The 8,841-nt window shown below is 70.5% G+C and carries 10 protein-coding genes; 7 read left to right on the top strand and 3 right to left on the bottom strand.

Annotated features, from left to right (window positions below; translation table 11 throughout):
- Positions 1–15: 15 nt before the first annotated feature.
- The gene (locus B0F77_RS06035) at positions 16–651 is read right to left on the bottom strand and encodes a maleylpyruvate isomerase N-terminal domain-containing protein (RefSeq protein WP_245847854.1); all 636 of its coding nucleotides are present in this window, start codon (positions 649–651) and stop codon (positions 16–18) included.
- Positions 652–703: 52 nt separating this feature from the next.
- Entirely contained in the window at positions 704–2,053 is a 1,350-nt protein-coding gene (locus tag B0F77_RS06030) for a replication-associated recombination protein A (protein WP_086661766.1), read from the bottom strand.
- Positions 2,054–2,090: 37 nt separating this feature from the next.
- Between B0F77_RS06030 and B0F77_RS06025 the strand changes: the two genes are divergently transcribed.
- The gene (locus tag B0F77_RS06025) at positions 2,091–2,669 is read left to right on the top strand and encodes a uridine kinase family protein (protein ID WP_245847853.1); all 579 of its coding nucleotides are present in this window, start codon (positions 2,091–2,093) and stop codon (positions 2,667–2,669) included.
- Positions 2,670–2,772: 103 nt separating this feature from the next.
- Positions 2,773–3,507, top strand: a complete 735-nt coding sequence (locus tag B0F77_RS06020) for an ATP-binding protein (RefSeq protein ID WP_086661764.1) — start codon at positions 2,773–2,775, stop codon at positions 3,505–3,507.
- Between the two features lie 16 nt (positions 3,508–3,523).
- On the opposite strand, the gene B0F77_RS06015 is transcribed toward B0F77_RS06020, so the two are convergent.
- Complete coding sequence (locus tag B0F77_RS06015; RefSeq protein ID WP_158102614.1) at positions 3,524–3,859, bottom strand: STAS domain-containing protein; 336 nt, start codon at positions 3,857–3,859, stop codon at positions 3,524–3,526.
- A gap of 110 nt (positions 3,860–3,969) precedes the next feature.
- Between B0F77_RS06015 and B0F77_RS06010 the strand changes: the two genes are divergently transcribed.
- The 5 genes from B0F77_RS06010 to B0F77_RS05990 are packed head-to-tail and all read left to right on the top strand — an operon-like array spanning position 3,970 to position 8,829.
- Positions 3,970–4,962: a YciC family protein gene (locus tag B0F77_RS06010; protein ID WP_086661762.1), complete on the top strand. Its 993-nt coding sequence runs from the start codon at positions 3,970–3,972 to the stop codon at positions 4,960–4,962.
- A complete protein-coding gene (locus tag B0F77_RS06005; protein ID WP_086661761.1) occupies positions 4,949–5,548 on the top strand; it encodes a DUF4129 domain-containing protein in 600 nt (199 codons plus the stop codon). Before B0F77_RS06010 ends, B0F77_RS06005 begins: the two co-directional genes overlap by 14 nt.
- Positions 5,545–6,579: a DUF4350 domain-containing protein gene (locus B0F77_RS06000; RefSeq protein WP_086661760.1), complete on the top strand. Its 1,035-nt coding sequence runs from the start codon at positions 5,545–5,547 to the stop codon at positions 6,577–6,579. Before B0F77_RS06005 ends, B0F77_RS06000 begins: the two co-directional genes overlap by 4 nt.
- Positions 6,576–7,538 (top strand): AAA family ATPase, encoded by a 963-nt coding sequence (locus B0F77_RS05995; RefSeq protein ID WP_086661759.1) that lies wholly within the window; start codon positions 6,576–6,578, stop codon positions 7,536–7,538. The genes B0F77_RS06000 and B0F77_RS05995 overlap by 4 nt, the downstream gene beginning before the upstream one ends.
- A gap of 1 nt (position 7,539) precedes the next feature.
- The gene (locus B0F77_RS05990) at positions 7,540–8,829 is read left to right on the top strand and encodes a DUF58 domain-containing protein (protein WP_086661758.1); all 1,290 of its coding nucleotides are present in this window, start codon (positions 7,540–7,542) and stop codon (positions 8,827–8,829) included.
- Positions 8,830–8,841: the final 12 nt, after the last annotated feature.

Here is an 8,841-nt window from a genome sequence, read left to right as displayed (position 1 = left end):
CCCGACAAAGCACTACTAGAAGGCGGTGATGTCCTGTGGTGCTCGCTCTTTGCGGCTGAGCGCGCGCACCACGTCGATCGCGCGATGTTTGTTGAGCGACATCCGGGTCAGCAGGTCGATGACCGTCTCGTTGACGCGCCGCGGAAACTCGGGCGTCTCGACGCCGACGCTCACCGCGAGGTCGTCGGAGTGCACGACGAACTCCATCAGCCGACTCACCAGGTACTCGTCCAGCGACACCGCCCACGGGCCCCAGTGCGGCATCCGGACAGGCCTGTTCTCGTGGCCCGGCAACGACTTCTCCAGATCGAGCAACGTCCGCTCGACCTGGTCGCAGAGCGCTTCCCCGCCCTCGACCGCGAGCTTCTCGCCACCCGCGCGGATGCGGGTGTGGAACTCGGAGTCGACGTCGAGCTCGGTCCAGTTCGCCCGCGCGTAGTGCTCCATGAGCGGCACCACCGGCTCGTCGCCGAGGGGCGCCGCGATCATGTCCGGCAGCGGCAGGGCCTGGTAGGCGAGATGGCCCGCGAGGCCGCTCACGCCGAACTCGGGCAGCGCACTCGGGTTGTCCCAGTTCTCGCCGACCCGCGGGTGGCGCATGAGGTCCAGCGCGATGCGGGCGGTGGTCAGAAAGTCGTCCCTGATCGTCACACCGCCGAAGTTACCCGGCGACGAACAACAGGCGTGAGGCGCTCGCGCCCGCTCACTCGCCTCTGATCACCCGGCGCAACCGGGGCAGCCGTTCCGCCACCGCGCGTTCGGCACCCCGGCCGGTCGGCTCGTAGTAGTCGCGGCCCACCAGGTCGTCCGGCGCGTACTGCTGCGTCAGCACGCCGTCCGGAACGTCGTGCGGGTACCGATAACCCTGTGCGTTCCCCAGTTTCGCCGCACCCGCGTAGTGCCCGTCCCGCAGATGCGGCGGCACAGCACCGATAGCGCCCTTCCGCACGTCCGCTATGGCGGCGCCGATGGCGGTCGTGACGGCGTTCGACTTCGGCGCGGTGGCCAGGTGGATCGTGGCCTGCGCGAGGTTCAGCGTGCACTCGGGCAACCCGATGAGTTGCACGGCCTGGGCGGCGGCGATGCACGTCTGCAACGCGGTCGGGTCCGCCATGCCGACGTCCTCGCTGGCGTGGATCACCAGGCGCCGCGCGATGAACCGCGGGTCCTCGCCCGCCTCGATCATCCGGGCCAGGTAGTGCAGGGCCGCGTCCACGTCCGAGCCGCGGATCGACTTGATGAACGCCGACGTCACGTCGTAGTGCTGGTCGCCGTCGCGGTCGTACCGCACGGCCGCCTTGTCCACAGTGGACTCCAGCAGCGGCAGCGTGATCACCCCGGAGTTCGACGCCAGCGCCGAGTCCGCCGCGGCTTCCAGCGCCGTCAGCGAACGACGCGCGTCGCCGCCGGCCAGCCGCACGAGGTGGTCCTCGGCGTCGGGCTCCACGACGACCTTGCCGTCCAGCCCGCGCGAGTCGGACACCGCGCGGCGGATCACGACCCGCACGTGGTCGTCGGTCAGGGACTTGAGCTGCAACACCAAAGACCGCGACAACAAAGGTGAGACCACCGAGAAGAACGGGTTCTCCGTGGTGGCCGCGACCAGCAGCACGATCCGGTCCTCGACGGCGCCCAGCAACGCGTCCTGCTGGGTCTTGGAGAACCGGTGCACCTCGTCGATGAACAGCACGGTCGACTCGCTCGTGCGCACCAGCCGCCGCCGGGCCTCGTCGATGACGGCCCGCACCTCCTTGACACCCGCCGACAACGCCGACAGAGCCACGAACCGGCGTCCGGTCGCCTTCGACACCAGCGTCGCGAGGGTCGTCTTGCCGGTGCCGGGAGGGCCGTAGAGCATCACGGACGCCGGGGTGGCGCCCTCGACCAGACGACGCAGCGGCGCGCCCGGCCCGAGCAGGTGGTCCTGGCCGACGACCTCGTCCAGCGTGGCCGGACGCATCCGCACGGCCAGCGGGGCGTTGGCCGCGATGCGCTCGGCCTTCTCCTCGTCGGTCGCGCCGAAGAGGCCCTCGTCGAACAAGCCTTCGCTCATGCGTTCGAGAGTAATTCATATGCGAAAATCGCGTCCCGTGCCCATCCCACGCGCAGTGCTGCTGGCCGGTCCGTCCGGCTCCGGAAAGTCGACCCTGGCCGCCCACCTCGGCTGGCCCGTGCTGCGCCTGGACGACTTCTACCGCGACGGCGACGACCCGCTGCTGCCCCGCGACGAGCACGGGCGCGCGGACTGGGACGCGATCGGCTCCTGGAACGCTGATGCCGCGCTGAGAGCCGTCGTCGAGCTGTCGGACACCGGCAAGACGGAGGCACCGGTCTACTCGATCAGCGAGGACCGCGCGGTCGGCACGCAGACGATCGAACTCGGCGACGCGCCCGCGTTCATCGCCGAAGGCCTGTTCGCCGACCTGCTCGTGGAGGGTGCGCGAAAAGCAGGCGTGCTGAAGGACGCCATCGTGCTCGCCCCGAGCGCACCCGTCACGTTCGCGCGCAGGTTCGCCAGGGACGTCGCCGAGGCCCGCAAGCCGGTCCCGACGCTGCTCCGGCGCGGGCTGCGGCTGATGCGCGAACAGCCACAGGTGGTCAGGAGGTGCGTCAACGCCGGTATGCGCCGCACTACGCCGCACAAGGCCAGGGCGGAACTGTCCGTGTGAGACCGACCACCACGGGTATCCGAAGCGAAAGCGAGGCTGAGGAGCTCCGAGTGCGCAGGGACCTGGTGGTCGTCGTGCGGGATCCCGGCTCCGGGATCGGCACGTGAGGATCGAGACGGCGAACCTCGCCGGCGTCGTGGTCGCGACGCCCGTGGGACGGCTCGATCTCGTCTCCTACCCGGTGCTGCGGGACTGTCTGCTCAGGCTCGCGGCGGACACCCCGGCCGCGCTCGTCGTCCGGCTCGGCCTGGCCTTCGAGGCTCCGACCAGGACCATGCTCTCGGTGTTCACCACGGTCAGGCTGAAGATCTCGCAGTGGCCGGACATCCCCGTGGTGCTGCTGGCCGAGACCGACAGGCACCGCGACGACCTGCGGACGAGCGGAGTCGCGCGGTTCCTGCGCGTCGCCGGCGCGCTGACGGACGTGCTCGACGTCGTCACGAGTCCGCCACACCGCAGGTTCCGCCGCGTGCCGCTGCCCAACTCACCGGCCGCACCGCTGCTGGCACGTGCGGTCGTGCGGGACGCCTGTGCGGAGTGGGACCTGCCCAGGCTGCGCGACGAAGCGGTGCTCGTCGTGAGCGAACTGGTCGAGAACGCGGTCCGGCACGCGCGCTCGGCGTCGGTGCTGAGGGTCGAACTGCGTCCCGCCGGGCTGTCGCTCGCCGTGCGCGACAACGACCCGACGCCACCGCTGCTGGAGTATCCGGATCGGGACGTGCCGGGCCATCGGGGCGTGCAGCTGGTCGCCCGGATCAGCGTCGCCTGGGGTTTCGCACCGTCATCCGACGGGGGCAAGACCGTGTGGGCGGTGCTCGGGCCGTCCGAAGACGAGTGACCAAGCGGCGGAACGACTAACCCGTGGCGTTCTTCCCGTTCAGGAAGAACTCGCTCAGGCCGCTGAGCTCGAACACCCGCCGCACGATGAACGAGCACTCCGCGAACACCAGGTCGACGCCGCGGCGGTCGCACTCGGCACGCACGGTGAGCAGCACTTTCAGGCCTGTCGACCCCATGTGGTTCACACCGGACATCTCGATCATCAGCACGGCCTGCGTGAGGGCGAGCTGTTCGCGCAGGAAGGCTTCGAGCCGCGGCGCCGTCGCGAGGTCGATCTCCCCGGCCACGCTGACCACCGTCGACACACCTTGGTGGTCGGCGCTGAGGTCCAGCGGCGGCGGAACGTCCACCGTCGAATGGTCGCACATCCGGCCGGTCACCGTTTCGTGATCAGGTTGCCCAGTGGCGGGGGTCCTGATCTGGCAAGATGCCGCTCACACACGACCAGGGGGTAGCCGCTATGTCCGAAACGCCTGGCTGGTCCTCGCCCGACCAGCAACCGAACCAGAACCAGCCGCAGCAGCCGCCGCAGCCCCCGCCGGGCTACTACGCCCCGCCGCCGCCGGGACCGCAGCCGACGATCAAGCCCGGCGTGATCCCGCTGCGCCCGCTGGCCGTCGGTGAGATCGTCGACGGCGCGATCACCACCATGCGCCGGTACCCGAAGCTGATCATCGGCGCGGCCGCGGTGGTCGCCGCGGTCACCCAGATCCTCGGCCTGCTGGTGCAGCTGCCGTTCCTGAACGACCTCTCCTCGGTCGTGGCGCAGGACCCGAACACCCTGTCGCAGGAGCAGCTCGTCGAGCAGCTCACGAACACCCTGACCGGCTTCCTCGGCGGTGCGCTCATCAGCATCGTGCTGGCGACGCTCGGCACGGTGTTCCTCTCCGGCTTCATCACGGTCATCGTGGGTCACGCGGTGCTGGGCAAGCCCGTCTCGTTCGCGCAGGCGTGGGAGGAGTTCAAGCCGCGCCTGCTGCCGCTGCTCGGCGCGACGCTGCTGTCCACTCTCGTGATCGGCGTGGGCGTCATCCTCTGCATCGTGCCCGGCATCTGGCTGTGGGTGCTGTTCGCCCTGGTCACGCCCGCGCTGGTGCTGGAGCGCTGCGGTGTGGGCACCGCGTTCGGCCGCTCGCGGGCACTGATCAACGGCGCGTGGTGGCGGACGTTCGGCATCCTGGTGCTCACCGCCGTGATCAGCTGGGTGATCAGCTGGATCATCAGCCTCCCGTTCGGCCTGATGGGCGCGGCGACCACCGGCTTCTCCAGCGAACCGGGCGCCGCGCTGAGCGCGGGCTCGCTGGTGCTGTCCGCCATCGGCGGGATCATCGCGTCGACGATCACGCTGCCGTTCACGTCCGCGGTGACCGTGCTGGTCTACGTCGACCGCCGGATGCGCTCCGAGGGCATGGACATCGAACTCCAGCGGGCCGCAGGGCATGGCGGTCTCTGACGTACCGGTAGATCTCGGCCGCGACGAGGCCAGGGAGGCGGCCGCGCGGGAGCTCAGCGACCCGGCGTACGTCTCCGACGACCCGAACCCGCTGGAGCGCGCGCTCCGGTGGGTGCTGGAGAAGCTGGGCGAGCTCTTCGCTGGCGCGGGCGGCATGAACGGCATCACCGCGGTCACGATCCTCGTCGTGGTCGCGGTGATCATCGTGATCGTCATCAGGCTCCGCACCGGTCGCGCCGGTCGTGCGCGGCGGGCCGGCTCCACGGTGTTCGGCTCCGCGGTCCTGTCCGCCGCCGAGCACCGCGCCGCCGCCGAACGCGCTGCCGCGGCCGGTGATCTGGCCGAGGCCGTGCGCGAACGCTTCCGCGCGGTGGTGCGGGAACTGGAACAGCGCGGTGTGCTCGACCCGCGGGCCGGACGTACTGTCGACGAGGTGGCGATCGAGGCGGGCCAGGCGCTTCCGGTGCTCGCGGACGACCTGCGCGGCGCGGCGGTGCAGTTCGACGACGTCTGGTACGGCGGCCGGACCGCGACTCTCGAGGGGTACCGGCAGCTGGTGTCGGTGGACGGCAAGGTGCGCCGATGACGGCGGTCTCCCCCGACGCCGGGCGGATCTGGACGGCCGCGCGCGGCCCGTTGCTGATCGGCGTGATCATCCTGTTCACGGCGGTCGTGATCACGTTGCTGCGCGGCGGCGGTGAGGGCGGCTCGCTCGACCCGCGCTCGTTCCGCCCGGAAGGCAGCCACGCGGTCGCCCGGCTGCTGGAACAGCACGGCGTGCGCGTCGACCTCACCGACAACGCGTCCACTGTGGACGGTGCGACGCTGTTCGTGCCGCAGCCGAACCTGATCGACCCGGCGCGGTTGCGGGACCTCAGCCGCCGTGCCGCCGCCACCGTGTTGCTCGCCCCCGTGACCGGGGTGACGGGCCAGGTCGAGGCCGAGACGCGCCAGCCGGGCTGCCCGCTGGCGGAGAAGGCGGGCGCGGCGACCATGGGCGGGTTGGTCTACGAGGGCGAACAACGGTGCTACGACTCGACGTTGGTGCGCACCGGCACGGTGACGATGATCGGCTACGGCGCGATCTTCACGAACCGGGACATCGACGCGGAGGGCAACGCGGCGCTCGCGCTGTCGTTGCTCGGCCAGCACGAACGGCTGGTCTGGTACCTGCCGTCCGCGGCGGACAAGTCACGGCAGAAGTCGTTGTCGGACCTGATCCCGGCCGGCTGGAAGTTCGGCGCCCTGCAACTCGGCCTCGCGGCCGTGGTGATCGCGTTGTGGCGGGCCCGCCGGCTGGGCCGGGTGGTGCCCGAACCGCTGCCGGTGGTCGTGCGCGCCGCCGAGACCGTGGAGGGCAGGGCCCGGCTGTACCGCCGGTCGCACGCCGCCGGTCACGCGGCTTCGGTGCTGCGGCAGGCGACCCGCGACCGGCTGGCTCCGCTGCTGGGGTTGCCGGTCGGCGAGGACCCGTCGTTCGAGATCGCGCGCCGGACCTCGCGGTCCGAGGGCGATGTCCGGACTTTGCTGTATTCGCAGGACCCAGTGGACGACCGGGGGTTGGTCGCGCTGGCTTTCGAGCTGGACGCTCTGGAGGACGAGGTGCGCAAGGGATGACCGCTGTGGTCACGACTGAAGAGGCACGCACGGCGCTGGTGGCGTTGCGCACGGAGATCGGCAAGGCCGTGGTGGGCAACGACGCCGCCGTCACGTCCTTGATCCTCGCGTTGCTGTGCAAGGGACACGTGCTGTTGGAAGGCGTCCCCGGCGTCGCGAAGACGTTGCTGGTGCGCGCGATGGCCCGTGCGCTGGACCTGTCGACGACGCGCGTGCAGTTCACGCCGGACCTGATGCCCGGCGACCTGACCGGTTCGCTGGTCTACGACTCGCACAACGCGGCGTTCTCGTTCCGCGAGGGCCCGGTCTTCACGAACCTGCTGCTCGCGGACGAGATCAACCGCACGCCGCCGAAGACGCAGGCCGCGCTGCTGGAGGCGATGGAGGAACGGCAGGTGTCCGCGGACGGCAGGACGCGCCCGCTGCCGTCGCCGTTCATAGTCGTGGCCACGCAGAACCCGGTGGAGTACGAGGGCACCTACCCGTTGCCCGAGGCGCAGCTGGACCGGTTCCTGCTGAAGGTCACCATGCCGATCCCCCCGCGCGAGCAGGAGATCGACGTGCTGGCCCGGCACGCCGCCGGGTTCGATCCGCGCGACCTTTCTTCGCTGTCTCCGGTGGCCGGTGCTTCACACTTGGAAGCCGGTTCGGCGGCCGTGCGCGCGTTGACCGTGGCGCCCGAGGTGATCGCTTATGTGGTCGACGTGTGCCGTGCGACGCGTCAGTCCCCCTCTGTCCGTCTGGGCGTTTCTCCGCGTGGCGCAACGGCTCTGCTGGCCGTCGCACGGGCGTGGGCGTGGCTGGCCGGTCGTGAGTACGTGACGCCTGACGACGTGAAGGCGTTGGCCCGCCCGGCGTTGCGGCACCGCCTGGAGCTGCGCCCGGAGGCCGAACTGGAGGGCGTGACGGCGGACGGCGTGCTGGACGGCGTGCTCGGCGCGGTCCAGGTGCCGCGCTGACGTGGCGCTCACGGGCCGCGCGGGCCTGCTCGCGCTCATCGGGGTTCTCGTCGTCGGACTGCTCTTGCCGTCGTGGCAAGGGATTCTCGTCGTGTTTCTGGTGCTGCTCGCGTGTGTTTTTGTCGACCTGTTGTTGGCGGCCGGTGTCCGGCGGTTGACGTTCACGCGCGCTGGTTCGACCTCAGTGCGCACGGGTGAGCTTTGTACCGTGCAGCTGACCGTGCACAACCCAGGTCGTCGGTTGCGTGGCGTACTTCGTGACGCATGGGCGCCTTCTGCCGGTGTGGTCGCCGACCGCGTTGCCGTTGATGTGCCCGCTAAAGGCTCGCGTGTGTTGTCTTTCGATGTACGGCCTGTGCGCCGCGGTGACCGCGTTGCCGACCGTGTGACCGTGCGATCCGTTGGTCCTCTTGGCGTTGCGGCACGGCAAGGCTCACACGTCGTACCGTGGACCGTGCGCGCGTTGCCGCCGTTCCACAGCCGCCGCCATCTGCCGCCGCTGCTGGAACGCCTGCGCGAACTGGACGGCCGCCGCGCCTCGCTGATCCGGGGCGCCGGCACGGAGTTCGACTCGTTGCGCGCCTACGTGATCGGTGACGACGTGCGGTCCATCGACTGGCGTGCGTCGGCCCGTTCGTCGGACGTCGTGGTGCGCACCTGGCGCCCCGAACGCGACCGCCAGGTGACGATCGTGCTCGACACCGCCCGCACAGCGGCCGGCCGGGTGTCTGGCGCGCTCGGTGGCCTGCCGCGCCTGGACACGTCGATGGACGCCGCGTTGTTGTTGTCCGCCTTGGCATCGCACGCCCGTGACCAGGTCGACTTCCTGGCGTTCAGCCACAAGGTGCGCGCCTCGGTACCCCGGGCCACGCTGCCGGTCCTGGTGCAGGCGATGGCGCCACTCGAAGCCGAACTGGTGGAGTTCGACGCCCGCGGCGCGGTCGCCGAGGTGCTGCGCCGGGCCGGTCGCCGTTCGCTGGTCGTGCTGCTGACGTCGCTGGAACCGTCGATCGAGCACGGCCTGCTGCCGCTGCTGCCCGCTTTGGCCGCGCGGCACCGGTTGCTGATCGCCTCGGTGTCCGATCCCGCCGTGCACGCGATGGCGGCCGGGCGAGGTGACCTGGAGTCGGTCTATGCCGCTGCTGCTGCGGAACGCGTTCTGGCCGAACGACGCCGTCTGACCGCTTTGCTTGCACGGCACGATGTTGACGTTGTCGACGCACTGCCGGATGATCTGCCACGCGCTCTCGCGGACCGCTACCTGTCGTTGAAGGCCGCAGGCAAACTCTGAACTTGTACCGGC

It is taken from the genome of Lentzea kentuckyensis (assembly GCF_002150765.1).
GTDB lineage: Bacteria > Actinomycetota > Actinomycetes > Mycobacteriales > Pseudonocardiaceae > Lentzea > Lentzea kentuckyensis.
Note: the sequence above shows the minus strand (reverse complement) of the source record. Positions and strands in the feature narration are given on the sequence as shown.